General features: G+C 32.2%; 23 protein-coding genes, 1 pseudogene and 2 other annotated features. Of the genes and pseudogenes, 18 read left to right on the top strand and 6 right to left on the bottom strand.

Annotation, left to right across the window (positions count from 1 at the left end; genetic code table 11):
• The first annotated feature begins 130 nt into the window (after nucleotides 1-130).
• Nucleotides 131-310: a binding site (T-box leader), on the top strand.
• Nucleotides 311-392: 82 nt separating this feature from the next.
• From BED47_RS03215 to BED47_RS03230, 4 genes are all read left to right on the top strand, one after another.
• Nucleotides 393-1,778, top strand: coding sequence for a glycine--tRNA ligase (locus tag BED47_RS03215; protein WP_069032389.1), 1,386 nt, complete (start codon nucleotides 393-395; stop codon nucleotides 1,776-1,778).
• 127 nt (nucleotides 1,779-1,905) lie between these two features.
• A complete protein-coding gene (locus BED47_RS03220) occupies nucleotides 1,906-2,628 on the top strand; it encodes a Bax inhibitor-1/YccA family protein (protein WP_069032390.1) in 723 nt (240 codons plus the stop codon).
• 114 nt (nucleotides 2,629-2,742) lie between these two features.
• Complete coding sequence (locus BED47_RS03225) at nucleotides 2,743-2,937, top strand: NETI motif-containing protein (protein ID WP_069032391.1); 195 nt, start codon at nucleotides 2,743-2,745, stop codon at nucleotides 2,935-2,937.
• Nucleotides 2,938-2,999: 62 nt separating this feature from the next.
• Nucleotides 3,000-3,248, top strand: a complete 249-nt coding sequence (locus BED47_RS03230) for a DNA alkylation repair protein (protein ID WP_069032392.1) — start codon at nucleotides 3,000-3,002, stop codon at nucleotides 3,246-3,248.
• A gap of 124 nt (nucleotides 3,249-3,372) precedes the next feature.
• Here BED47_RS03230 and corA read toward each other — a convergent pair whose 3' ends face one another.
• Complete coding sequence (gene corA, locus BED47_RS03235; protein ID WP_069032393.1) at nucleotides 3,373-4,314, bottom strand: magnesium/cobalt transporter CorA; 942 nt, start codon at nucleotides 4,312-4,314, stop codon at nucleotides 3,373-3,375.
• 323 nt (nucleotides 4,315-4,637) lie between these two features.
• Nucleotides 4,638-4,883, top strand: a binding site (T-box leader).
• Between the two features lie 66 nt (nucleotides 4,884-4,949).
• On the opposite strand from corA, the gene ileS reads away from it, so the two are divergent.
• Both ileS and BED47_RS03245 read left to right on the top strand, forming a co-directional pair.
• Nucleotides 4,950-8,030, top strand: coding sequence for an isoleucine--tRNA ligase (ileS, locus tag BED47_RS03240; RefSeq protein ID WP_069032627.1), 3,081 nt, complete (start codon nucleotides 4,950-4,952; stop codon nucleotides 8,028-8,030).
• A gap of 168 nt (nucleotides 8,031-8,198) precedes the next feature.
• The gene (locus BED47_RS03245) at nucleotides 8,199-8,384 is read left to right on the top strand and encodes a hypothetical protein (RefSeq protein ID WP_069032394.1); all 186 of its coding nucleotides are present in this window, start codon (nucleotides 8,199-8,201) and stop codon (nucleotides 8,382-8,384) included.
• An 85-nt stretch (nucleotides 8,385-8,469) separates the two neighbouring features.
• Here the strand turns inward: BED47_RS03245 and BED47_RS03250 are convergent, their stop codons facing one another.
• Nucleotides 8,470-9,072, bottom strand: coding sequence for a LysE/ArgO family amino acid transporter (locus tag BED47_RS03250; RefSeq protein ID WP_069032395.1), 603 nt, complete (start codon nucleotides 9,070-9,072; stop codon nucleotides 8,470-8,472).
• 98 nt (nucleotides 9,073-9,170) lie between these two features.
• On the opposite strand from BED47_RS03250, the gene BED47_RS03255 reads away from it, so the two are divergent.
• Nucleotides 9,171-10,592 (top strand): PLP-dependent aminotransferase family protein, encoded by a 1,422-nt coding sequence (locus tag BED47_RS03255; RefSeq protein ID WP_069032396.1) that lies wholly within the window; start codon nucleotides 9,171-9,173, stop codon nucleotides 10,590-10,592.
• Between the two features lie 174 nt (nucleotides 10,593-10,766).
• Here the strand turns inward: BED47_RS03255 and BED47_RS03260 are convergent, their stop codons facing one another.
• A complete protein-coding gene (locus BED47_RS03260; RefSeq protein ID WP_069032397.1) occupies nucleotides 10,767-11,972 on the bottom strand; it encodes a cytochrome P450 in 1,206 nt (401 codons plus the stop codon).
• A 259-nt stretch (nucleotides 11,973-12,231) separates the two neighbouring features.
• On the opposite strand from BED47_RS03260, the gene BED47_RS03265 reads away from it, so the two are divergent.
• Both BED47_RS03265 and BED47_RS03270 read left to right on the top strand, forming a co-directional pair.
• The gene (locus tag BED47_RS03265) at nucleotides 12,232-12,774 is read left to right on the top strand and encodes a GNAT family N-acetyltransferase (RefSeq protein ID WP_069032398.1); all 543 of its coding nucleotides are present in this window, start codon (nucleotides 12,232-12,234) and stop codon (nucleotides 12,772-12,774) included.
• A 70-nt stretch (nucleotides 12,775-12,844) separates the two neighbouring features.
• Entirely contained in the window at nucleotides 12,845-13,501 is a 657-nt protein-coding gene (locus BED47_RS03270; protein ID WP_069032399.1) for an HAD family hydrolase, read from the top strand.
• A gap of 53 nt (nucleotides 13,502-13,554) precedes the next feature.
• On the opposite strand, the gene BED47_RS03275 is transcribed toward BED47_RS03270, so the two are convergent.
• On the bottom strand, nucleotides 13,555-15,069 hold the full coding sequence (locus tag BED47_RS03275; protein WP_069032400.1) for an MDR family MFS transporter: 1,515 nt from the start codon (nucleotides 15,067-15,069) through the stop codon (nucleotides 13,555-13,557).
• A gap of 520 nt (nucleotides 15,070-15,589) precedes the next feature.
• Between BED47_RS03275 and BED47_RS03280 the strand changes: the two genes are divergently transcribed.
• The 3 genes from BED47_RS03280 (at nucleotide 15,590) to BED47_RS03290 (ending at nucleotide 17,245) form a co-directional block, all read left to right on the top strand.
• The gene (locus tag BED47_RS03280; RefSeq protein WP_069032401.1) at nucleotides 15,590-16,168 is read left to right on the top strand and encodes a hypothetical protein; all 579 of its coding nucleotides are present in this window, start codon (nucleotides 15,590-15,592) and stop codon (nucleotides 16,166-16,168) included.
• 528 nt (nucleotides 16,169-16,696) lie between these two features.
• On the top strand, nucleotides 16,697-16,873 hold the full coding sequence (locus BED47_RS23590; protein WP_175403441.1) for a hypothetical protein: 177 nt from the start codon (nucleotides 16,697-16,699) through the stop codon (nucleotides 16,871-16,873).
• Between the two features lie 171 nt (nucleotides 16,874-17,044).
• Complete coding sequence (locus tag BED47_RS03290) at nucleotides 17,045-17,245, top strand: cold-shock protein (RefSeq protein WP_069032402.1); 201 nt, start codon at nucleotides 17,045-17,047, stop codon at nucleotides 17,243-17,245.
• 178 nt (nucleotides 17,246-17,423) lie between these two features.
• On the opposite strand, the gene BED47_RS23095 is transcribed toward BED47_RS03290, so the two are convergent.
• Complete coding sequence (locus BED47_RS23095) at nucleotides 17,424-17,600, bottom strand: DUF3934 family protein (protein WP_084006746.1); 177 nt, start codon at nucleotides 17,598-17,600, stop codon at nucleotides 17,424-17,426.
• Between the two features lie 390 nt (nucleotides 17,601-17,990).
• Between BED47_RS23095 and BED47_RS03295 the strand changes: the two genes are divergently transcribed.
• The 3 genes and pseudogenes from BED47_RS03295 to BED47_RS03305 all read left to right on the top strand — a co-directional run bounded on the left by BED47_RS03295 (nucleotide 17,991) and on the right by BED47_RS03305 (nucleotide 19,957).
• The gene (locus BED47_RS03295; RefSeq protein WP_069032403.1) at nucleotides 17,991-18,521 is read left to right on the top strand and encodes a hypothetical protein; all 531 of its coding nucleotides are present in this window, start codon (nucleotides 17,991-17,993) and stop codon (nucleotides 18,519-18,521) included.
• Nucleotides 18,522-18,620: 99 nt separating this feature from the next.
• Nucleotides 18,621-18,977, top strand: coding sequence for a DUF2500 domain-containing protein (locus BED47_RS03300; protein ID WP_069032404.1), 357 nt, complete (start codon nucleotides 18,621-18,623; stop codon nucleotides 18,975-18,977).
• A 236-nt stretch (nucleotides 18,978-19,213) separates the two neighbouring features.
• A pseudogene (locus BED47_RS03305) lies at nucleotides 19,214-19,957 on the top strand (helix-turn-helix domain-containing protein).
• Nucleotides 19,958-20,146: 189 nt separating this feature from the next.
• Here the strand turns inward: BED47_RS03305 and BED47_RS03310 are convergent.
• Nucleotides 20,147-21,070, bottom strand: a complete 924-nt coding sequence (locus BED47_RS03310; protein ID WP_069032405.1) for a DMT family transporter — start codon at nucleotides 21,068-21,070, stop codon at nucleotides 20,147-20,149.
• A 230-nt stretch (nucleotides 21,071-21,300) separates the two neighbouring features.
• Between BED47_RS03310 and BED47_RS03315 the strand changes: the two genes are divergently transcribed.
• The 3 genes from BED47_RS03315 to BED47_RS03325 all read left to right on the top strand — a co-directional run bounded on the left by BED47_RS03315 (nucleotide 21,301) and on the right by BED47_RS03325 (nucleotide 23,746).
• Nucleotides 21,301-21,786: an Lrp/AsnC family transcriptional regulator gene (locus tag BED47_RS03315; protein WP_069032406.1), complete on the top strand. Its 486-nt coding sequence runs from the start codon at nucleotides 21,301-21,303 to the stop codon at nucleotides 21,784-21,786.
• A 98-nt stretch (nucleotides 21,787-21,884) separates the two neighbouring features.
• On the top strand, nucleotides 21,885-22,202 hold the full coding sequence (locus BED47_RS03320) for a helix-turn-helix domain-containing protein (protein ID WP_069032407.1): 318 nt from the start codon (nucleotides 21,885-21,887) through the stop codon (nucleotides 22,200-22,202).
• A 200-nt stretch (nucleotides 22,203-22,402) separates the two neighbouring features.
• A complete protein-coding gene (locus BED47_RS03325; protein WP_175403442.1) occupies nucleotides 22,403-23,746 on the top strand; it encodes a S1C family serine protease in 1,344 nt (447 codons plus the stop codon).
• Nucleotides 23,747-23,896 lie beyond the last annotated feature (150 nt).

The following is a 23,896-nucleotide window of genomic DNA, read 5'->3' on the forward strand; positions in this document are numbered from 1 at the left end:
TTTTATCTTTACATGTTAGCTTTCCAAAAATAATTCAAAAAATTCACGGTATTTTTTTATCAAAATTGTTCATAATAATATTTGACTTAATCATTGACACTTTGTTAAAATAACAACATATTATTTATTACATATAACGTTGACGGAAAGAAGTAACTAAAGATTATTTTGTAAAGCGAATTGAGGATGGTGTGAGCTCAATCAAAACCTTTGGCGAAAGGCATTCCCGAGTTAATTTTTAAAGTGGACAATTTTTTTAATTGTCAACTAGGGTGGAACCGCGGGTGCAAACACAGCTCTCGTCCCTAGGCAGAAAATGCCTAAGGATGAGAGCTTTTTTATTTCATTCTTGCATTTTCAAAAAAACAATTGAAAATTGGAGGCAAATGAAAATGTCAGAAAAATCGATGGATGTCGTAGTAAGTCATGCTAAACACAGAGGTTTTGTATTTCCAGGATCTGAAATTTACGGTGGTTTAGCAAATACGTGGGATTATGGACCACTAGGTGTTGAATTAAAAAATAATGTGAAAAAAGCTTGGTGGAAAAAGTTTGTTCAACAAAGTCCATACAATGTTGGATTAGATGCTGCAATCTTAATGAATCCACGTACATGGGAAGCTTCAGGTCATATAGGTAACTTTAATGATCCAATGATCGATTGCAAAAATTGTAAAGCTCGTCATCGTGCAGATAAATTAATCGAAAATGCACTTGAAGAAAAAGGAATGGAAATTATCGTTGATGGTCTTCCATTTTCAGAAATGGCTAAATTGATTGAGGAGCATAAAATTGCTTGTCCTGATTGTGGTAGCCATGATTTTACAGATATTCGTCAATTTAACCTAATGTTTAAAACATTCCAAGGTGTTACTGAGTCAAGTACGAATGAAATTTTCTTACGTCCAGAAACAGCACAAGGTATTTTCGTAAACTTCAAAAATGTTCAACGTACAATGAGAAAGAAAGTACCATTTGGTATTGCTCAAATCGGTAAAAGCTTCCGTAACGAAATTACACCAGGAAATTTCACGTTCCGTACTCGTGAATTTGAACAAATGGAACTTGAATTCTTCTGTAAACCAGGTGAAGAGTTAGAGTGGTATTCTTATTGGAAAGAAACTGCTAATAAATGGCTTTTAGCTTTAGGTATGAATGAAGAAAATCTTCGTTTACGTGAACATAGTGCAGATGAATTATCACACTATAGTAACGCGACAACTGACTTTGAATATAAATTCCCATTTGGTTGGGGCGAATTATGGGGCATTGCGTCTCGTACAGATTATGATTTAAAACAACATATGGAATATTCAACAGAAGATTTCACATATCATGATCCAATTACAAATGAAAAATACGTTCCATATTGTATCGAGCCATCATTAGGTGCAGATCGTGTTACATTAGCATTTTTAATTGATGCATATGAAGAAGAGGCATTAGAAGATGGTACATCTCGTACAGTAATGCGTCTACATCCTGCGTTAGCACCATATAAGGCTGCGATTTTACCGTTATCTAAAAAATTATCTGAAAATGCACAAGAAGTGTTTGCTTCTTTAGCAGAAGATTTCAATGTTGATTTTGATGAAACTGGTTCAATTGGTAAACGTTATAGACGTCAAGATGAAATCGGTACTCCTTTCTGTATTACTTACGACTTCGAATCAATTGAAGATGGTAAAGTAACAGTTCGTGACCGTGACACGATGGAGCAAACTCGTGTTGCAATAAGTGAATTACAATCATTTTTAGCAAATAAAATTAAATTTTAATTTAGTTTTTTGAAATAAGGTGTCCTTTTGGACATCTTTTTTCATATATTTTACTAAAGCTTGTTTAAAGTTTAAGAAATTTACTAAAAATGGTAAAATAAAGGTATAAAATAAAGGAGGAGTTTAAATGAGGAGTTCAAATCCTATCTTAAATTCTGAACGATTAACGAAATCAAGGCATGCTGCTAAAGCGATGACGATCGGTGGCACAATTGGCAAAACAATTATCGCATTAATCTTACTAATCGCAACTGCAGGATACTCATTTTATCTAACGGCAACTGGAACACTTAATTCTAAAGTGTTTATTGGATGTTTAATCGTTGCATTCATTATTGGGTTAGTAACATCTTTTTCTCCTAGAATTGCGCCGATTACTACACCTATTTATGCAGCAGTTGAAGGGATTCTAATTGGTAATATTTCAGCAGTTTACGAAGCAACATATGGAATGATTGTTCTTCAAGCAGTTCTATTAACAATTGCAATTATAGCAGGAACATTAATTTGTTATGCTACTGGACTAGTTAAAGTAACGCACCGTTTTAGATCGATTGTTTTCGGTTTAACAATCGGAGTGTTTATATTTTATTTACTAACGATGGTCCTCCAACTTTTCCATGTCCCAATTCCATATATCCATCAATCTGGTCCAATCGGAATATTTGTTAGTTTAGCGATACTTGTTATTGCTTCATTAAATCTATTCTTGGATTTTGATCTAATTACAACAAGTGTTAGACAAGGTGCACCAAAAGAGTTCGAGTGGTATTGTGCTTTTGGTTTATTAGTAACAGTCATTTGGGTTTATATTGAAGCACTTCGATTCCTATCGAGGCTTCGCGATTAAAAAATTTTAGTCAGTCAGACCTTACTCTCAAATGAAAGTAAGGTTTTTTACTATATTTTGATTAGAATTCGATCATGTTTAGATAAATGACTATAGTAGAAAGTAGGGAAATAGATGAGTAAGAAAAAATTTGAAGTCTTTGAAAATGAAACAATTAATGATTGCTTAGAGAGAATGGAAAAAGAAGGCTATATACCTGTTAAAAGAATGGAAGTACCAATATTTTCAGAGCAAATGGTTAATGGAAAGGTAGAAATTGAACCGACTGGAAGAAAGATCGTATTTGAAGGCAAATTAAATACGAATTAATATGAATAAAGATAATAATTTAATGGAATAGTAACCTTATATGAATAAAATGAGGTGAAAAAATGCATAAATTAGCATGTCCACGCTGTAAAACAAACAAAAGTAGATTTTATTTAATCGAACAAAACCCAAAAGCAGTTAAATTAAATGCTCAAAGCGGAGATGTTGAAATAGAAGAATATGTTTCAAGTGGGCTAGATCCATTTTTTGTTCCATATAAAGGTCCAGAATATTTAGTTCAATGTGGAACTTGTGGTTTAATTGATCAAAGTGTAATGTTTGAAAAAACAGCGGATTCATTGAAATTTTAAAATCAAAAAACTAAGTGCGAAGGCACAAATAGAATTAAAATAAGATGATCTCTATCCAGAGATCATCTTATTTTTGTTGGTTAGCTTTTGAAGTAGATAGTTTTTCTTTTTATAACGAGTATTTTTAGAACCAATCTTTTTTCTTGAACCACATCACTAATCCAAACACGATCAATAGCATAATCACCCAACAATAATAATAACCATATTTTAATTGAAGCTCGGGGATGTGAACAAAATTCATTCCATATACTCCAACGATGAATGTTAGTGGCATGAACACAATTGAGACAGATGTTAACATTTTCATCGTTTTATTCATTTTGTGTGAGTTTGTTGAAATATAACTTTCTCTAATGTCATTTGCCATTTCCCTGTTATCTGCTATGTCATCTATTAATTTTACTAAGTGATCGTAAACGATTCGCAATTTTTTTGTCGTTTCTTTGTCAATTTCAACGTGGGTTGAATTTAAAATACGATAAATTAAATCTTTTGTTGGTTTAACTGTTTTTCTTACTTTTGATAACTTGCTTAATTGTGTTTTAATTCCATCAATCATGCTTAGATCGGAATTAGATCCTAATTCATCAATCTCTTCGATGTCATCTTCAATTTTTTGGACGATCGGAAAGAATTTATCAACAATTTCATCACAAATGTGATACAGAATTCTTTCTGGTTTTATTCCTTTTATACTCTTTAAGCCTTTTAATTTATTCCACACAATTTGTATCGCATTTGACTCCTCCCAACAAAATGAAACGATGTACTTGTGGGACAAAAAGAGATCGATTTCAGCTTGTTCCATATTCTCCTGTAATGATTGTAGAATGATAAAACGATAGCCATCGTAATAATCCATTTTCGGTCTTTCTTTATAACTGACACAATGTTTAATTGCGATTTCATCGAAGTGGAATTGAGTTTTCAATAAGTCAATTTCTTCTTTTTCAGGTTTTCCAAAATCGACCCAAACCCAATCAATTTGTTCGGAATTTAATTCTTCAATTGATACATCAAACGCATGGGTTCCGTCCTTGTATACAGCCATCGTTTTGATCATTTTGGCACACCCTTTTTCTCGTTAATTTTCTCAAAATCAGTTTAACACAATATTCTTCAATAGTTTTTAAAAAAATTATGAGAAAGTTTTAACGATTAACAAAAGATTGTCTAAAAATAATAGCTGCTTTTCTTTCCATATTGGCGGAAAATAGTGAAGTTGATAAAAAGATATTTTACTATCAAAAGGATCATTAACTTTGTCATTTAGACGTTTTTGTTACCTTTGTAATACGGAACTTAAATTAAATAAAAAATAAATTTAAGAAAACTTTGACTTTTTAGTTGTCGATGGATATAATAAATAACAATTAAAGCACACAAATGAATTCAATGACGAGAAAAGTAATTTTCGTTACTGTTCTACAGAGAGCCGGGGAAGCTGAAATCCGGTGAATAGTACTTAAATGAAGATCCTCTCCGAGAAGTCAAACTGAAAACATAAGTAGGTTTGAACGGGTGTCTACCGTTAAAAGGAACGCGTATGATTGTACGTGACTAGAGTGCTATTGAAGAGCGGACTGTTTTCAATAGAATTAGGGTGGTATCGCGGTTAAACCCGTCCCTTATTATAGGGGCGGGTTTTTGTGTGCTTTAAAAAAATAAGAGAGGCGATATCATATGAAAAAAGAAAATATGAAAGAATCTGTTCAAAATCGTGAAAAAAGGATTAGTGAACTTTGGTCTAAAGAAAATATCTTTATTAAATCAGTTGAACATAGAGAACATAATCAATCTTTTGTTTTTTATGAAGGTCCCCCAACTGCAAATGGACTGCCACACGTTGGTCACGCATTAGGTCGTACGATAAAAGATGTTGTAGCTAGATATAAAACAATGGCTGGTTTCCAAGTTGTTCGTAAAGCTGGATGGGATACTCATGGTTTACCAGTTGAACTCGGTGTTGAAAAGATGTTAGGCATTTCAGGTAAGGCAGAAATTGAACGATATGGCGTAAAAGCTTTTCTTGAGAAATGTAAAGAAAGTGTTTTTACTTACGAGAAACAATGGCGAGATTTTACTGAGCAATTAGGTTATTGGGTGGATATGGATGATCCATATGTAACATTGGATAATTCTTATATCGAAAGTGTATGGAATATCCTAGGGACAATTCATGAAAAAGGCTTACTAGTAAAAGGTCATCGTGTTTCACCTTATTGTCCTAGCTGTCAAACATCGCTAAGCTCACATGAAGTAGCGCAAGGATATAAAGACGTTAAGGATTTATCTGCAACCGTTAAGTTTAAATTGCAAGATGAAGAAAATGTCTATTTCCTTGGATGGACGACAACTCCGTGGACACTTCCTGCTAATGTAGCGTTAGCTGTAAATCCAACAATGGAATATGTTCGTGCTAAAAAAGGTGAGGAAGTATATATTCTTGCTAAGGCATTAGTAGATAAAGTACTAAAAGCGGATTACGTCATTTTATCTGAATTTCTTGGGGCAGATCTAATCGGTATTAGTTATTTACCACCATTTAATTTCGTAAAAGTTGAAGTTGGTCATAAAGTTGTGAAAGCAGATTTTGTAACTGAAGGAAGTGGTACTGGAATTGTTCATATTGCACCTGCATACGGTGAAGATGACTATAAAGTTGTGCAAGAAAATGGGTTATCTTTTGTAAATGTAGTGAATGAAAAAGGCCAATATACTGATGAAGTACCTAATTTTCAAGGTCGTTTTGTTAAAGAGTGTGATGTAGATATAGTGAGGTATTTAGCCGAAAATGAATTATTATTTAGTAAAGAAAAATATGAGCATAGCTATCCGCATTGTTGGCGTTGTGATTCACCTTTACTCTATTATGCGAATGAAAGTTGGTTTATTAAAACGACCGCATTAAAGGAACAGTTTATTAAAAATAATGAGGAAGTAACATGGTATCCAGATCATATAAAATACGGTCGATTCGGTAATTTTTTAGAACAGATGGTAGATTGGAATATTAGCCGAAAAAGATATTGGGGCACTCCATTAAATGTTTGGGAATGTGATTCATGTCATCATCAATTAGCACCAAAAAGTATTAATGAATTATGTAGCCATTCGGTAGAAGAAATTGACAGCTCAATTGAACTGCACAAACCTTTCGTTGATGAAGTTACACTTAACTGTCCAAATTGTAAAGGGAATATGAAAAGAACACCTGAAGTAATTGATGTCTGGTTCGATAGCGGTTCAATGCCATTTGCCCAATATCATTATCCTTTTGAAAATAAAGAGAAATTTACAAAACAATTCCCAGCTGATGTTGTCATTGAAGGGATTGATCAAACGAGAGGCTGGTTCTATAGTTTACTTGCAGTATCTACTTTATTTACCGGGAAAGTACCGTATAAACATGTATTATCTCTAGGCCATGTATTAGATGAAAATGGACAAAAAATGTCTAAAAGTAAAGGTAATGCACTTGATCCAGTAGAATTAATTCAAAAATATGGTGCAGATTCATTACGATGGTCTTTATTAGTAGACAGTGCGCCTTGGAACCCGAAGCGTTTTTCTGAAAGGGTTGTTCAAGAGGCGAAGTCGAAACTCATCGATACATTCGACAATGTGTATAGTTTTTACAGTTTATATGCAAATTTAGATGGATTTAATGCAAAAAAACTATATGAGTATCAATCAAGTACATTGGATAAATGGATCATTTCACGTTTGCAAAGCACAATCCAAAATGTAACAAAAAATTTAGAGGATTATCAATTTACAAATGCTGCACGAGACATCGCTAAATTAGTAGATGAAGTAAGTAACTGGTATGTAAGAAGGTCAAGAGAACGTTTCTGGTCAAATGGAATGAATAACGAGAAGGCGGCCGCTTACTATACACTGTTTGAAGTATTAACAAAAGTAAGTCAATTATTAGCACCTTTTACGCCATTCCTAGCGGAAGATGTTTATTTTAATTTAACAAAACAAAGCGTCCATTTATCTGATTTTCCAGTTTTCGATGAATCATTAATCGACGCTCAGCTTGAGAAGGAAATGGATGCAGTTCTAAAAGTTGTGGAACTTGGAAGAAGCATTCGAAATGCAAATTCATTAAAGATCAAACAGCCACTAGCTAGTTTAACTTTAGTTAGTAACAATGAGGAGATCAATTGGGATTTATATAAAGAAATTGTTTTAGATGAGCTAAACTTAAAAAAATTCCAACAAGTTAACAACGAAAATGAGTTTTCAATCTTAAAACTGAAATTGGATTTTAAAAAATCAGGAGCTAAATTTGGTAAGCTTTCTAATCTAGTCAATAAATCACTTCAAACATTAACAAATGAAGAAGCAAAAAGAGTGATTGAGAGCGGGTATGCTAATGTATTAATTGAGACAGGAGAAACTGTTAAAGTTGACGCACAAGATATTTTAATTGAAAAAAGCGCAAGAGAAGGTTTTGCATCAGCGACGAATGGAGAATATACAGTGACCCTAGACACATTATTAACAGAAGATCTTATTCAAGAAGGTACTGTAAGAGAATTAATTAGGGCTATTCAAGGATACCGAAAAGAATTGGATCTACCAATTAATATGCGCGTAGACATTGGCATAACAGCTAAACCGGAGTTTATTGAAATCATTGAAAAGTTTAAAGGAATGCTTGAGGAAAACTTATTAATGAGAAAACTAGTTGTGAAGAATCATGTGAATGGAAAAGAAATTAAAGTTGGTGATTACCAGTCCGAAATTGAATTAGTTGCTTCTAATTAATTAAATAGCTTAAGTGAAATGACAGACTAATAACAATTTTTAGTCTGTCATTTTTCTTCTTAATTGACATAGGCAACGGTTCCTATTTTTTAAAATCAATAGTTTTTAAAGGTTTATTAAAATAGCTGTTGAATTAATTAGTGTAGAGTGATTTAAGGAGAGGGTTAGATGATTTCTAAAAAGAGCATTTATATATATTTGATATACGCATTTTCTTTTGCAATATCGTATTTTTTAGTTAGAGTATTCTTATTTCATGGCGAAATTAACTCAGCATTTGCCGGTTCTATTGCCGGTGGATTTGTTGGATTTTTAGTATCTATTATTTTTGCTAAACCTATTGAAAGAAGATAATTTTGATAATCGGTTTAGCAACTACTCTAAGCCTAAGTTGAACTATGAAAAAAGGATGATCTTCAAGATCATCCTCTAGTCTACATTAAGTTAATCCAATTAAAAGATAAATGCTAGTTCCCCAAATAAACAAGGCGGAGAATTTGTTGAATATTTTCATTAAACCTCCTGTACTGTCTACCTTCTTCATGATTGAGCCCGCAACTGTTAATCCAAAAAACCAAATCCAAGATACTGTAATACATGCAATCGTAAAGAAAACTTGTTCCTTTCCGACATATTTTAATGCACTTGTTCCAATTACACCTATTGTATCTAAGATTGCATGGGGGTTTAATAAGGAAACTGATAAGGCAAAAATGATTTGCTGTCGGCTAGGTAATGCATTATTCGATTCATTTACTACCGGTTTAGATTTCCAAATAACATACCCCATGTATACTAAAAACAAAATACCAGCAATCATCAAGCTAATTCTTAGCCATTCAAATTGTAGAACGATCGTGGAAAGTCCAAAAACAGCTAAAAGAATTAAAAAAGTATCGCATACAGCAGCAGTAAAAGTCGCTGGAAGTGCTCGAATTAGTTTTGGCTGTGTGGCACCTTGTGAAAATACAAATACATTCTGTACCCCTAAAGGTAAAATAAGTCCGAATGCTAAGACTAGACCATGAATAATAGCTTCCATCAAATCAACTCCCTTTCAATTACAATCGTACTATGATAAAACTAAAAGAAAACAACCAATTGGATGGTTTTATATCCACCCAATTTAGGGGGAGTTAGATGAAATGGAAACCAAATCGTGATTCTCATTTGACTGTGCAAGAGCAAATTATAGATTGGATAAAAACTCGTATTGAACGAGGAGATTGGTCTGTTGGCACTAAGATTCCTACCCAGCGTCAATTAGCAACGCAATTTAATGTGAACCGCAGTACCGTACAACTTGCACTTGATGAATTAAGGGCAGATGGTTTGATCGAATCAAAAATGGGTTCAGGGGTATATGTGGCTAACAATTCTTGGAACGTACTTTTGAGCAAAAATCAACCGAATTGGCACAGACATATTGAATCAAGTATTCATAAACCAAACTACCATACGATTCAACTCATAAATGAATATGAGCAAATAGATCATATCATACGTCTTGGAACAGGTGAATTATCACCTGAATTACTACCAACTAAGGAAATAGAAGATTCGTTAAGAAAGATTTCAATTGATTCAAAAGCAATTGGTTATTCATCTCCGCAAGGAAGTGAAAAGCTCCGAGGAATTTTATGTAATTATTTAAAAAAACGTGGTATTGAATCAGCACCAGAGAACATTTTAATTGTTTCGGGTGCACTTCAAGCACTTCAATTAATAGCAGTTGGATTATTGGAAGAGGGATCCATTATTTTTCAAGAACAATTTTCGTATTTAAATTCAGTACATCCCTTTCAATCTAATGGTATGCGAATGTTTTCAATTTCAAGGGAACATCAATTAAAAGATAATTTACGAGCACATAAAGGGAAGAGGCAATCATTATTCTACTGTGTTCCAACACTAAACAATCCAACGGGCTATAATTGGTCGTTGGAAGAAAAGCAAAATCTATTTAATACATGTAAAGAACTACAAATTCCGATTATTGAAGATGATGTGTATCACGAATTGCTTTTTGAAACATCTTCACCAGCTATCAAATCGTTTGATACTTTAGGACAAGTTCTTTATATAGGAAGTGTTTCCAAAACACTAAGTCCAGGGTTAAGAATTGGTTGGGTTGTTGCACCTTCACCTGTTATTGAACGATTAGCTGATATAAAAATGCAAACGGATTATGGTTCAAGTGCCTTTTCGCAAGAAATCGTATCACACTGGATCTCAAACGGTCTCTACGAAAAGCATCTTGTTAATCTTCGTGATCAATTGCAAAAACGAGCTATATACGTAGAAGAAATTTTAGAAAAGAAATTTAAAAAGATAGCTTCATGGAAAAAGTCTGAAGGTGGTTTCTATATATGGCTCAGATTTCATAATCCAATAGTAAATAAGACTTTATTTTTAAAATTACTTAAAGAAAATATATTGATCAATCCAGGTTATATTTACGAACCAAGAGATTTACATCATATTCGTCTTTCCTATGCCTACGCTTCGTTGGAAGATTTAAAAAAAGGTTTAAATATTTTATTACAAATAAGTCAATTGTGATTTCATTTAGAACTTTATTTTTTTGGTCCCTTATAATGAAGGATTTGGAACAGTAAAGAGCATCGAAATCTCGATGCTCTTTGTTATGTTATAAATTGTTTTATTTTCGAATACTACAGCTAGAATTTTAAAATTAAATTTCTATCCTGAAAAGTACACAATTTGCTAGAAACTTCATTGTATACTTGCCTGAATCTTCAAGCTTTCAAACCCACGAAAAGCAACATTTTTACGGCGAGTTGGCTCCTCAATTAGAACTGGATTAACTAAATGTCTAATCAGTTTTTCAATTGCAATTTGTCCTTCTAATCTAGCAAGGGGGGCACCTAAGCAGAAATGCGGGCCGGATGAAAAGGATAAATGTTTTATATTTTTTCGAGTAATATCAAATGTTTCAGGATTAGTAGTGACGTTTGGATCGTAATTGGCGCCGCCTAAGGAAACCATAAAGTAATCGCCTTTTTTAATCGCATTTCCAGCGAACTCAAAATCTTCTCTAGCCCACCTAGATGTAAAAATAACGGGTGATTCGTATCTTAATATTTCTTCAATTGCTGAAGGAATTAACGTTAAATCATTTTTTAAAAGCTCAAATTGCTCAGGATGTTTTAATAATAAATAATATCCATTCGTGATTAAATTAACAGTAGTTTCATGACCCGCTATTAATAAAAGAAGACAACTTGCGATCATTTCATCTTCACTTAATTTATCACCAAATTCCTCTGCTATGATTAAATTACTAATTAAATCCTCTTTAGGTTCTATTCTCCTTAAAGATATAAGATTTCTGAAATAATTAGAAGCATCAATAATATCCTTTGATACTAATTCTAAATCTTCCATAGTCGTATTAAAATCAATAAATTTAATAAATGCCTCTGACCAATTACGAAATAAATCCCGATCTTCTTTAGGAACACCTAATAGATCAGTTATGACAAAGACAGGTAATAAATATGAAAAATCATGTATTAGTTCGTGGGTAAATTTTCCCTTCATATTTGCTAATAAATAATCAGCAATTTCATTTACCGAAGTTCGTAAATTTTCAACCATTCTTGGAGAAAAGGCTTTGTTCACGAGGTTTCTTAATCTTGTATGATCAGGAGCATCTCGAAATAACATCATTTTTCGATTTATTGCAATAGCAGGCATAACACTTTCAGGTATTTTTTCAGGTGGAGTGACTTTGGTTGCCTCTTTTATAAAACGGGGGTCTTTTAGCATGATTTCTGCTTCTCTATAGCCTGTTACTAGCCATCCAGTTCTCTGAAATAGCTCCGTATAAAGCATAGGACTTATTTTTCTAGCGTTACTAAAATACGAATATGGGTCTTTGTAAAATTGCTGTGGATTCACTTTTAATTGATTATTCATGTAAATGTTCTCCCTTATGAATGAAATGAGTCTATTTATTTCTATTTCTGTGAAAATGGATTATTCCCAAATTTTGGATAACACAAAAAAAGGATACGATTGTACAAAATGTTTTTCATGAGGAATTAGGTATAAATGAATCAGAAATAAATCAAATAAAAATTAAGAAAATTAAATCATGATTATGGTAAAATAAGGTACTTCAAGTAATCAAACTGAGTTTATGAAATTGTTCGACAGAGAAGAAAGGGGTAACATGATGGATTTTCCAATTTTAGAAACAGAAAGATTATCTTTAGTGCAAATTACACAAAAAAATGTAGATGAGATTTTTTCCATCTTTTCAAATGAAGAGGTAATTAAATACTATGGTATGGACCCTTTTACTGAAAAAGATCAAGCGGTTAAAATGATCGATTCCTTTCAAACTAGATTTGAAAATCAACAAGGGATTCGTTTTGGAATAGTTGAAAAAGAATCAAAAAAATTAATCGGGACAATTGGTTTAAATAATTTAGTCTTACATGCAAGAAGAACGGAAATTGGATATGATTTATTACCTAAATATTGGCGAAAAGGATATATGTCAGAAGCAATAAAGGAAATTACATCATACTGCTTTAATAAGCTAGGAATCTATCGAATTGGAGCTAATATTTTTCCAGATAATACTGCTTCAGCTACTTTAGTTGAGAAGTTAGGATTTCAAAAAGAAGGATTACTGAGAGGCTATTTAGTTCAAGGGAATCAGTCTCATGATTTAAACGTATTTTCTCTCATTAAACCTGATTGGCAAAAATAAAACGAAAAATAGTAAACTGAGATAACCATAATATAGTAAATCTGTCTAATTAAGGAAAAGGAGAAATGGAATGATTAAAGCTGTAATATTTGATTTTGATGGTTTAATTGTCGATACTGAGTCTGTATGGTTCGAAGCATATAAGGAAGTACTACAAAGGTATGAAGTGGAGTTAACTCTTCAAAAGTTTTCAGAAGTTGTAGGAACAAGTGATGAAATTTTATTCGATTTTATCAATACAAATTTAAAAGAACCAATTGAAAAAGAACTGATTGAACAAATGGCTAAAGAACTAGTTGATGAGAAACTACTCGAGCCGGCACTTAGAGAAAGTGTAGAAGACTATTTAATTTCAGCAAAAAATACTGGATTAAAAATAGCTTTGGCTTCTAGCTCCTCAAGAGAGTGGGTAGAAAGCTTCTTAAAAAAATTAAATATTTATGAATACTTTTCAGTAATTAAGACAAAAGATGATGTAAAGAAAGTTAAACCTGATCCGGAGCTATATTTAAAAGCAATTGAGGAAATCGGGGTTCAAGCATCAGAGGCTGTCGCATTTGAAGATTCGTTAAATGGATTAATCGCTGCAAGGAAAGCAGGTTTACACTGTGTAATTGTTCCGAATCAAGTTACTTCACATTTAGAGTTTGAGAATCATAGTTTAAGATTATCATCAATGGCAGAAAAATCTTTAGAAGATGTAATTAAGCATCTAACTAACAAGTAATTTCGGTTAAAAAAAGTAAAACCATTCCAAAAAAATTGGAATGGTTCTTTTAATTAAATAGAATTTACTTCTTTTACTTCACTTGCTTCATCTTTCTTTATTAAAATTTCCTTTTTCAGACCCCAACAAATTAAAAATGTTAATATGGCAAGTACGAAAGATACCCAATATAAATCCTGGAATGCATGAGTAAAGACTGTTTTTACTTTTTCAAGTAAATTAGGATCAAGATTAGATGGAATCATACCATTTTGTACATTTTTTAATTGTAGCAATTGATCTACGGAAAGACTTCCAGCTAGTGATTTCATCCCTGATGTAATTTTAGAAGCTAATAGAGAACCAAATAAACTAAAGCCAATCGTCATACCAATGGATTGAAATAACATGACGGCAGATTGAGCAATCCCTACATTTTCCTTTTCAACTGATTCTTGAACAATTAATGCATTGTTAAATAGTGCACCGAATCCAAGTCCAAGAATAATGAAATAAATAACGAATGTCATTATTGAAGTGTGGGCCGTAATACTTGTAAGTAAATAGAAACCAATCATTGGTATAATAAATGAAACACCGTAAATATTTCGATAAGAGAATCTATTCATTACTCGCCCAGCAATTACACTTGCACCCATTGCACCAACCATAATTGGTAAATTTAAATAGCCAGATTCAGTAGGTGTTAAACCGAGTACATTTTGCGAGAAGAATGGGAATGATGAAAGTGACCCCATGATCGCAAGGACAAAAACAAATACTAGAGCCGAAATGACAACAAAGTTTCTATTTTTAAATAAGTGTAAAGGGATAATTGGTTCTTTTGCTTTTGACTCTACAAATATAAATAATCCAAGTAAAATGGTTCCTAAAATTAGTAAACTAATTATTTTAGGATCACTCCATGCATATCCTTCTGTTTGATGAAGTACAGGCGTAAGCAGATAGCTGATTAACGTGATAACTAGTAAAATCCCACCAAACCAGTCGATATTGATTTTTTTATCAACTCTCGTTTCATTTAGTCCTATTGCTAATAAAATTGCAGCTAAAACGCCAACTGGAATATTTACTAAGAAGATCCAGTGCCATGAAATATGCTGTACAAAATATCCTCCAATGAGCGGTCCAAGTAGCTGAGGTATAAACATGACAGCTCCGAAAATACCTTGAAGCTTAGCACGCTGTTCAACTGGGAAACTGTCTCCGAAAATGACCATCGCAAGTGGCATTAACCCACCGGCACCAATCCCTTGAATTCCACGACCAATTAAAAGGACTTCCATAGAATGAGCAGTACCACTAATAATTGACCCAGCCATAAATAATCCCATACTAAATAAATATATTTTCTTTCGACCATATAAATCCGCAAGTTTGCCGAGTATTGCCATAAAGGAGGTCATCGAAAGCATGTAAACTCCACCAACCCAGCCGTAAAGCGCTAACCCTCCTAAATCCCTAATAATTGTTGGCATAGCTGTTGCAACGACTGTCTCATCAAGCTCTGAGAAAATGACTCCAATCATTAGTCCTATTAATATAAGAGTCTTGTTATTTTCTTTCATCCTTTACCTCCCTATGACCTTTCAATATTATTCAATTGTTTCATTGAATACTTAAAAAAGAACAACTTTTAATATTTAAAAGCTAATTTGAATGAAGTTTTTATAGTTAAAAGTCAAACATTGTGATTATCGATTCGATTCTTTATACCTATATTTAAAGATGAAATTCAAATTTCAAGTAAAAAATTCAATTCTATCATTTTCTTTTACTTTATTTTATTCTTTACTTTGTTTAAAAATCCTTTAGGTAGTAACTAGCTTCTTTGTGGTTATTTTAAATTTATAAAGGATCTTATTCATCAGAATGGCGGTATAGTTTAGCTAGAAAAAGAGAATTTATGATTAATATAACTTAAGAGGCAATATACGATATGAGGTTGTTTTATTTTATAGTCAGAAAATTCTTGATTGAGAATAAAATATTGTATACAATGTTAATAGGTACTATTATCCTGGTTAATAGTACATGCTTTATGGCGTGTAATGTTAATAAATTCATACTTTGGGAGAGGTTTTTTACATGAAAAAGGCAATAGGTGGTTTAATATTAACAGGGTTATTAACTTTAGGTGTAGCAACATCTGGTGCTCAAGCAGCAGTAAATTTTGATTCAACAACAGGAACAGGATTTGTAGGTAAAGGTGATGTACAATTAGCATTTAATTGGAACAATGCTTCTTTACAGAAGAATGCAGGTGCTACTACTTTTACATACGATGTTAAAGATACTTATGTTGTTACAGAGTATTGGGAAACTTTAACAGGTGGTAAACAACCTAAAATCGTTACACATGAAATCGAAGTTCCTAAACACGCATCTGTTAGTGCAAATGTAGATTATGATGCACGTAGAGCTAATCAAATCAATGGTTTTATAATAAAAGGATTTGGGAATGTAGTAACTGAAGGAACAGTACCAGTTGTAGGAGATCCTTTAACTGGTAACCGTGAAGTTTATGATACTGAAGCTGGGGAATGGGTACATGCAACAGTAACAGCTGTTGAAAAAACTAAGAGCGAAGGCGGATTATTTGTAAACTTTAATGGAACAAGAATTGCAATGCCAAATACTCCAGTTAATCCAATTGTAATTCAATAATATTTAAATCAAGTTAATATTATAGTCGATTTCCAAATATGGAATTCGGCTTTTTTTTCCTTTACACGTAAGTTTAAAGTCATAAACTGCTTAGTTGCAGTTTTTTTATTTCAGTAAATGGGAGGATCGTTTAATAAATAAAGGATTTTATAATCTTAAATGGAATTATAAAAATTACAGATACATTTCGATTACCAACTCAGACGGTTGAAAGTTGAAAAAAACAAAAGAGGAATACTTTTATACTCATCGTGAACTTGAAAAAATACTTGCAAAATCAGAACATGAAGATTTATATAGACAGATTCCAGGAGAAAGATGATTAGTACTTGAACTGAAGAATCTAGCAATGCACGGCGCATATCATATTGGGCAAATTGTATTAATGAGTAAAATGCAAGGAATTTGGGCAGGGAAACAAAGATTATAAAAAAGGAGTCTATAACGATGATCGACTCCTATTTTACTACTGGCAGATTAGTTCATCAAAGGATTTAATGTACTTTTGTTTGAAAAGGAGTGTGCCTAATGGATAATTTTAGTTTAATCATTACATTACTACAATTGATCATTCTAATTGTAGTAGTATATATCGTGATTATCATTATTAAAAAAGTAAAATTATTTGCAGCAAATAATTTGTTTATTTCAAATAAAAAAATTGAGGAATTGGAGCAAAGAATAAGCAATTTAGAGAAAAAATAGGGATATTCTCTTAAACAAGCTAGCAAGAGTAAGTTATACAATAATCTACTTTAAATTAGCCATATTACTCAGTTATTTCATTTTTTTTTGATGGAAATTTGATAATTCATAACTATATTGGTAAAATTAGGGTATTACAATGTGTGTAAGCCACACTGGGAGGTTACAAAAATGGAACATGGTAAAGTAAAATGGTTTAATGCAGAAAAAGGATTTGGATTTATTGAGCGAGAAAATGGTGATGATGTATTCGTACATTTCTCAGCAATTCAAACTGATGGATTCAAATCATTAGACGAAGGTCAAGCGGTAACGTTTGAAGTAGAACAAGGTCAACGCGGACCACAAGCAACTAATGTTAAAAAAGCTTAGTTGAAAAAAGAGTCGGAATCTATAAAGTAGAATCCGACTCTTTTTATGTCTTTTAAATTTAAAAACCCCTATCCCAAAAAGAATAAGGGTAATATCGAACGTGGATCTTGGTAAAGAAAATGGTTTAAAGTATGAAAGACCATATAATATTGAAGAAACAAATAATTATCGAAAATAATTAGCCATTTGAATTATTATTAGTTGTTTTGGAATTGCCCTTATTTTTAGTACCTTTGCTAACATATGGCTTCGCATTCTTTGCTTTTTTTGCACTAGCTTGCCATCTATTCCAACCCTTCTTATCTGTACCTCTACCTGTACCCTTACCTGTACCGCTCTTAGCTTTAGCTTTCATATAAACACCTCATAGCTATTATACACTAAGTACCATACAGTTTTTCAGTAATTTCCAATTAACTTTTGAGTAAAACAAGAAATAGAGCAATAAATATATTCAAAAAGAGCACTTATATATCTTTATTGTTGAATGAAAGTATACATATATCTCTAAAAACTATGATAGTGGGAGAATTGGGTGTCTGTAAATCTTATATTTATTAATTTGATAGTTTTTAAGTAGCATGCTTTAGTTGAATCAATATGATTGACTATAAAGTTATTATTTATGGAAATAAATGACAGATTAGAAATTTATTGTAAAAAAGGACCAAATTCCCCAAATACAAAACCTTAACTAGTTGATACAATTAAAGGAACATTAAAAAATGGAGGATAAGGTTTCAACATGAAAACTACGAAAAAAGTATTTGTCAGAAATTTAATAGTCATTTTTTCAATGATTATTATGATCGGATTGGGAATTTTGGTTTATGTTAAATCGAATTCATCATATCCAATAACAAAAATTAATGAAACTAAAGTAGAAAAAATAAATTCTTCTCTAATAATTGTAAGATCAGATTTAAATCAACTAGAAAAAATAGTAGGAAAAAATGACAAAAATAAAGTAATTGATTTGGAACAAAAAACGATGGAGGATATCGAGAAACTAGATGAAGTATTAGAGAATTTTAAATTTAAAAAAACGCCTGATAAGGGGCTTTTATTATGGATTATTTGTGCAACTTCATCTAAAGATGCCTATTTAATGGATTTGATGAGTTATAGTAGCGGTGATACTAAAGGAAATGAAGAATTTTCTAAAAGTACAATCGATCATCTAAATGATAGTCTTAGAGAAATGAAAAATAAACATAAAGAAGCTTATAGATACTTCAAGCGAAATGATTACTTAGAAGGGTTTTACAATCAATAAGTAAATCATTTAAAAATATAAATTAAGATATTTTTATAACTATAAAAAATCATAGTTAGTTCACAGCATAAAAAAGGAAATGATCCTAGGAGGGGTAAAATGTTTGAAGGCGGAGATTTTATGTTTACGTTCGGTCCAATATTCATTGGTATCACTTTTGTAATTGTTATATCCATTGTAGTATTCTCAATCATAAAAGGAGTTACACAGTGGAATAAAAATAATAACTCACCAAAATTAAATGTAAATGCCAAAGCTATAACGAAAAGAACAGCAGTACATGGTGGTAGGGAACATTCGTCATATAGTAATTATTTTGTAACGTTCGAAGTAGAAAGTGGAGATCGGTTAGAATTACAGGTAAAGGACACTGAATACGGAATGATTGTTGAAGGTGATGTTGGAGAACTCACATTTCAAGGTACAAGATTTCAAGGTTTTATTAGAAGCAGATAAGTTTAAAGTGCTTCATTAATTTTAGCAGGCCACATTGGCAACTTATTTTATAGAACCTATTGAACTTACGCTACATTAGTTGAGTAAAAATAGCAGCCATAGGCTGCTATTTTATTAAATTAATAACTACTTCAGTCACAAATTACTTAACTATTTGAATATCAAGATATTTAATTCGTAATTAAAGGTGTTCACAGGGATCAAGCTGAATAAAATTCAAATAAAAATCATCAGGAATTACCGCGTTATCAGCAAGTATTACTGATTTTAAGTATAAAAAACACTCTCACAAGGAGTATGCAATAGGTGTTACATTACGTGGTATTCAACAATATAATCTGAATGGAAGTTTACAGTTATCACATCAAAATGGTGTCATGCTTTTTAATCCAGAACAAGCACATGATGGAATGGCACATGATAAGTCTGGCATTGATTATGTCATGCTATATATTGATCCGCAATTGCTCTTAGAAGTGAATGGGAACAAGGACTTAGTTCGTTTTTCAACTCCTATAGTGTACGATCAAATTCTTGAGCAAAAAATATTAAGTCTTTCTAAAGCTATTTTAAGTGGTAAAGATGAGGCATTTTGTAGTGAATTATTAGTATCTCTTACAGATCGCCTAATTAGAACTAATCTTTCATTAAATTATAAAAAAGATAACGCGCTTATGAAAAAAGCGAAGAATTTGATTCATACCAATTTGGAAAATGTTCTTAGACTTGATGAGATATGTAATGAACTTAATTTATCGAAATTCAAGTTTATCAGATACTTTAAAACTCATACCGGAATTTCACCCTATCAATACTTTCTTAACTGTAAGATTGAACGCGCAAAGCAGTTGATCGAAAAAAATAGAGATATTTATTCAGCAGTATAAGATTGTGGCTTTGTAGATTTAACCCATTTAAATAAACATTTTAAGAGCGTATACGGAACAACAGCATATGAGTATATGTCTTATTTAGATTAAGGAGAGTTTATGATTGTCCTTTGAGGAGTTGGGTCGATCTAGAAAGAGAAATGATAATTTTAAAGAATGAAAGTCTAAAAAAATTTGAGAAAACAAGAATAAAAAGCCTGTATCAAAGATTGCCAAGTAATCTTTGATACAGGCTTTAATAATATTTGTTAATTCAACTACCCTACATCTAATAAGACTTTATGCTGGAGATTTCATTGCTTTCTTTACAATCCTTTTGCTTTTAGACGTTCCATTTGTTTTAAAGTGTGTGAATAAGAAACTACCAAGTATTACAATAATGCTTCCAAGTACTTGAACCCATGTCATTTTTTCATTTAATAGGAAAAACGCCAAAATGGCTGTGAAAATAGGATTGAAGTTTAGGAAAATACCTGCTGAAGTGGCTCCAATTTTTTGGACACCAATATTCCAAAAGAGCATACATAAGACAGTTGAAATAATCCCAGTATATAAAATTGAGAAAATAAATGAGCCATTTATTTTTACAAGAGTAAAATCTGTGAGATTAAAAGGGATGACTACAAGGAGTCCAAATATGCCTGAATATAGTGTAGACATCATTGGTGATATATGTTTTGTTGCCCATCTACTACAAACCGAATAGATCCCCCATATGCATACGGCAATGACCATCCATAAATCACCTAAATTCAATTTCATTGAGAATAGTAGATTCATATCTCCTTTTGAAAGCACAAGAATTACACCAAAGAAAGAAATAATCATCGAAAATATTTGTAAAAAGTTCAGTCTTTCTTTTAAAAATAAAGATGAAAATAAAGCAATGGAAATTGTATTTAGGGTTGAAATTAATCCAACATTCGTTGCGGATGTCTTTTCTAATGCCATAAATTGAAAAAGATTAAAAAGAACAACACCTGTTACTCCCATCATGAAAAGTGGAAGAATAGCTTTACGTGGAGGTAAAATCTTTTTTTCTTTCCACCATACTATTGGTAATAATACGATAATAGCAATTCCCCATCTTAGAGTCGTCAAGGTCATTGGAGAAGCATGACCAACAAGGGATTTTCCAACGACAAAATTTCCTCCCCATAACAAACTTGTTAATAATAACAACAGTATATATAAGATTGGCATATCTAAACCCCCTAGTTCACTGTTCTTTAAGTTTAAAAACGATTTTACACAGTGATTTCTTACTATTTTTTAAATAGTTTAACATAATTGTTTATTTTACCGTAGATTATTTTGTATAATGTTATAAATACAAAATAATTTTAATTAAATGTATCATTTTAAAGAATATAATTCATTTTAAGTGTGAGATCCAAACCATTTGCCGAATAATTGAAAGGGAGTAGATATTAGTGGAATACCAAGGAAATAAAGTGTTAGATGAAGTAGATCTTAAAATTTTAGATAAGTTACAAAAGGAAAGCCAAATAAGCAATACGGAACTAGCGCGACATGTAAATTTGTCGCCACCAGCTACACATGCAAGAGTTAAACGATTAGAAAATGAAGGATATATCGATCGGCAAGTTGCAATCTTAAATCAAGAAAAGCTAGGTTTTGATTTACTTTGTTTTATTTTTATCAATACAAACATCCACCAAGCCGATAAATTAGAAGTGTTAGAGAAACAATTAAAATCCATGCCTCAAGTTTTAGAGTGCCACTTATTAACTGGGGAGTATGACTATCTATTGAAAGTTGCCAACAGAGAACGAAAAGAATTGGAGAGCTTTATTCGTAAGTTAAATCAGTTCGGAATTACAAGAATTCAAACAAGTTTAGCTTTAAGAGAAATTAAAAATTCTACTGTTTTGCCGTTATGTGAAAAGGAAGAATAATATTTTATAAACCTTAGACCAATGGTTTTAATATGAAATCACTTATTAAAAAAGGGTAATGTTCACCTCTGTTGAATTAAACCAACAGAGGTGAATAAATGAAAAATTATAGTATAGCTATATCAATATTTCTTTTAGGGGTATGTATCGTAATTGGAAGTTGGAAGATTTCTAATGGAATTGGTTCAAAAGCTACAACGAGTCGTGCTGAGCAGCATCAACTATTAACACAGACGGAATTAGTTGATTATTTAGGATTAAGTAAAGAAGAAATTAAAAAACTAACTGAGTTATACGATGGAGACGGTGGTTATTCAAGTGAACTTCCTCATATAAAAATTGGATCTGAGTTCTACTATCCTAAATCCGCAATTGATAAATGGTTGATAAATGTAGATTTAATAACAGTCCCTTAAAAATAACATATTAATTATCGTATTTTTAAAGAGGTAGAAGTTATTGTTGATTTTCTTTGGCGAAGAAATTTTCAATAATTAAATCTTTTTCTTATTTAATTACCATACAATAGTAAAAGAGTATAAGCTGCATAAATGCGGCTTTTTCTTTTGCATTAAAGATAAAGAAAATAAAATATGCAATTATGAGTAAGGGCGTTATGTCATTTTTTTGCTTTAGTGTATGTACTTCCTTTTGGGAGAAGATCGTAAGCAAAACAAATGAAAGGATGTTTGGAATGAAAAAAAAGGCATTCGTCACCATTCCATTTTGTATCGTGTTGGCGATCTTAATCGCTACATCGTTTGTGCTAACTTCGAAGAAACCATCTGCCCCTTACATACTCAAACCTCAACAATTAGCTGAAACGACAAAGCCAGCGGTTGTTCGAATTGTTGATTATGCGATTGTGAAATGGACGATTACTTTAGATGATAAACGCGTAACGAGTGTATTGAAGAAATGGGATTATAAAACTGAACTGGACGGTTTTGGATCTGGCGCTATCATTAATTCGGACGGCTATATTGTAACAAACGCTCATGTTCTAGTTTATTCTCATCAAATGTCCGATCATGATATTGTTTCTGAGGCATTTTCAATTCTTGTGGATGATGTTGCAACGGAAAATAATTGGACGCACAAATACACAGATGCGTATTTGAAACAGTATACTAGTTACGAAATCTACCAAAAAGGCGTCGACGTCTACTTACCGACAGTAGATGATCCTATTAGCGCAGTCGTCAAAAGGTATCAACAACCTACCGATCATGGAAAAGATGTGGCCCTTTTAGAAATCGATGGCTCCAACTATCCTACTATTCCCCTTGGAAACAGTGATTCTATTCAAGATCAAGACAATATTTGGGTGATTGGTTACCCAGCTGCAGCAGATTCTGAATTGCTATCCATGCATAGTTATGTAATCCCCACGATGAATAAAGGGCAAATTTCAGCGGTCTCAAAAACTACATTAGCAGGTAGCCCGGTCCTTCAAATCAATGCAGCATCTACCCATGGAAATAGTGGTGGACCCATCATCAATAACAAAGGACAATTGATTGGCTTACTCACCTTCCGAGGAGATACGGTGAATGACCAAGAAGTGCAAGGATTTCATTTTGCGGTACCTGTGAACACGTTGAAAAAAGTTTTCAATAAAGCGGACGTACATGAAACAAAAAGCCAAACTGATAAATTGTTCATAGAAGGGTTAACTTTCTACTGGGCAGGCTATTACAAAGACGCACTGTCAAAATTTGAAGAAGTCCAACAAATCTATCCGAACCATCCAGAAGTAAAGCGGTACATTCATGAATCAAAACAAAAAATGGGCTCAAGCAAAACACTTTGGGCTAAACACAAAACGAGTTTTTACATTCAAGATATTGTCGCAAGTATACTAATCCTCATTCTTCTTCTTTATACTTTCACGTATAACAGTAAACCAAAATCAAATACTACATCGAATCCACTATCAACCGATCATGAATCCGACTAAACTTGAATTTCAAACAGTTCCTGAGAAATAAATAATGAAAAATTTATTTGAATAGTGCTTCATGGAAAATACGGCTCCATTTGCTGATCGTAGGTTGCAATTGGAACGAATAAGTGGGATAAAAATCCTACCTAAACCAATTGTAGAGCT

It is taken from the genome of Gottfriedia luciferensis (assembly GCF_001712755.1).
In the GTDB taxonomy this organism is placed as follows: Bacteria; Bacillota; Bacilli; order Bacillales; family Bacillaceae_G; genus Gottfriedia; species Gottfriedia luciferensis_B.

Bases quoted from the DNA above. Each gene is read 5' to 3' on its own strand.
- BED47_RS03310 (WP_069032405.1), bottom strand. From the start codon at position 21,070: ATGCCAATCTTATATATACTGTTGTTATTATTAACAAGTTTGTTATGG.
- BED47_RS03260 (WP_069032397.1), bottom strand. From the start codon at position 11,972: ATGAATAATCAATTAAAAGTGAATCCACAGCAATTTTACAAAGACCCA.
- BED47_RS23590 (WP_175403441.1), top strand. From the start codon at position 16,697: ATGGATAATTTTAGTTTAATCATTACATTACTACAATTGATCATTCTA.
- BED47_RS03265 (WP_069032398.1), top strand. From the start codon at position 12,232: ATGGATTTTCCAATTTTAGAAACAGAAAGATTATCTTTAGTGCAAATT.
- BED47_RS03280 (WP_069032401.1), top strand. From the start codon at position 15,590: ATGAAAAAGGCAATAGGTGGTTTAATATTAACAGGGTTATTAACTTTA.
- BED47_RS03225 (WP_069032391.1), top strand. From the start codon at position 2,743: ATGAGTAAGAAAAAATTTGAAGTCTTTGAAAATGAAACAATTAATGAT.
- BED47_RS03275 (WP_069032400.1), bottom strand. From the start codon at position 15,069: ATGAAAGAAAATAACAAGACTCTTATATTAATAGGACTAATGATTGGA.
- BED47_RS03215 (WP_069032389.1), top strand. From the start codon at position 393: ATGTCAGAAAAATCGATGGATGTCGTAGTAAGTCATGCTAAACACAGA.
- BED47_RS03325 (WP_175403442.1), top strand. From the start codon at position 22,403: ATGTCATTTTTTTGCTTTAGTGTATGTACTTCCTTTTGGGAGAAGATC.
- BED47_RS03270 (WP_069032399.1), top strand. From the start codon at position 12,845: ATGATTAAAGCTGTAATATTTGATTTTGATGGTTTAATTGTCGATACT.
- BED47_RS03245 (WP_069032394.1), top strand. From the start codon at position 8,199: ATGATTTCTAAAAAGAGCATTTATATATATTTGATATACGCATTTTCT.
- BED47_RS03295 (WP_069032403.1), top strand. From the start codon at position 17,991: ATGAAAACTACGAAAAAAGTATTTGTCAGAAATTTAATAGTCATTTTT.
- BED47_RS03290 (WP_069032402.1), top strand. From the start codon at position 17,045: ATGGAACATGGTAAAGTAAAATGGTTTAATGCAGAAAAAGGATTTGGA.
- BED47_RS03255 (WP_069032396.1), top strand. From the start codon at position 9,171: ATGAAATGGAAACCAAATCGTGATTCTCATTTGACTGTGCAAGAGCAA.
- BED47_RS03220 (WP_069032390.1), top strand. From the start codon at position 1,906: ATGAGGAGTTCAAATCCTATCTTAAATTCTGAACGATTAACGAAATCA.
- ileS (WP_069032627.1), top strand. From the start codon at position 4,950: ATGAAAGAATCTGTTCAAAATCGTGAAAAAAGGATTAGTGAACTTTGG.
- BED47_RS03300 (WP_069032404.1), top strand. From the start codon at position 18,621: ATGTTTGAAGGCGGAGATTTTATGTTTACGTTCGGTCCAATATTCATT.
- corA (WP_069032393.1), bottom strand. From the start codon at position 4,314: ATGATCAAAACGATGGCTGTATACAAGGACGGAACCCATGCGTTTGAT.
- BED47_RS23095 (WP_084006746.1), bottom strand. From the start codon at position 17,600: ATGAAAGCTAAAGCTAAGAGCGGTACAGGTAAGGGTACAGGTAGAGGT.
- BED47_RS03320 (WP_069032407.1), top strand. From the start codon at position 21,885: ATGAAAAATTATAGTATAGCTATATCAATATTTCTTTTAGGGGTATGT.
- BED47_RS03230 (WP_069032392.1), top strand. From the start codon at position 3,000: ATGCATAAATTAGCATGTCCACGCTGTAAAACAAACAAAAGTAGATTT.
- BED47_RS03250 (WP_069032395.1), bottom strand. From the start codon at position 9,072: ATGGAAGCTATTATTCATGGTCTAGTCTTAGCATTCGGACTTATTTTA.